The sequence below is a fragment of the Salmonella sp. NW177 genome (genome assembly GCF_051811585.1).
GTDB lineage: Bacteria > Pseudomonadota > Gammaproteobacteria > Enterobacterales > Enterobacteriaceae > Salmonella > Salmonella enterica.
Genome location: NZ_JAMMZV010000026.1, coordinates 1 through 525 on the forward strand (window position 1 = coordinate 1; position 525 = coordinate 525).

The following is a 525-nucleotide window of genomic DNA, read 5'->3' on the forward strand; positions in this document are numbered from 1 at the left end:
AATTTGAGAGACTCACGAACAACTTTCGTTGTTCTGTGTTTCAATTTTCAGCTTGATCCAGATTTTTAAAGAGCAAAACTTCGCAGTGAACCCTTTCAGGTACACTCTGAAGTATTTTTTCGTAAACACTCACGAGATGGTGGAGCTATGCGGGATCGAACCGCAGACCTCCTGCGTGCAAAGCAGGCGCTCTCCCAGCTGAGCTATAGCCCCATCGTGTAGTCAGAACCTCTTACCTTTGATTCGTTTCCGGGCGCGGCGTGGTGAAGCGAAGCATACTGAAGTATGCGAGCTTTGCCACAACAAAGCACGGGAGCGAATCTGGTAGGCCTGAGTGGACTTGAACCACCGACCTCACCCTTATCAGGGGTGCGCTCTAACCACCTGAGCTACAAGCCTGTAGAGGTTTTACTGCTCGTTTTTCATCAGACAATCTGTGTGAGCACTGCAAAGTACGCTTCTTTAAGGTAAGGAGGTGATCCAACCGCAGGTTCCCCTACGGTTACCTTGTTACGACTTCACCCC

The 525-nt window shown here is 49.5% G+C and carries 2 tRNA genes and 1 rRNA gene; all 3 read right to left on the reverse strand.

The features are described from left to right. Positions 1-137: 137 nt before the first annotated feature. Positions 138-213 (reverse strand) — tRNA-Ala (locus tag NA986_RS24315). A gap of 109 nt (positions 214-322) precedes the next feature. Beyond that, positions 323-399 (reverse strand) — tRNA-Ile (locus NA986_RS24320). A gap of 69 nt (positions 400-468) precedes the next feature. After that, positions 469-525, reverse strand: a 16S ribosomal RNA gene (locus tag NA986_RS24325); the annotation flags it as partial.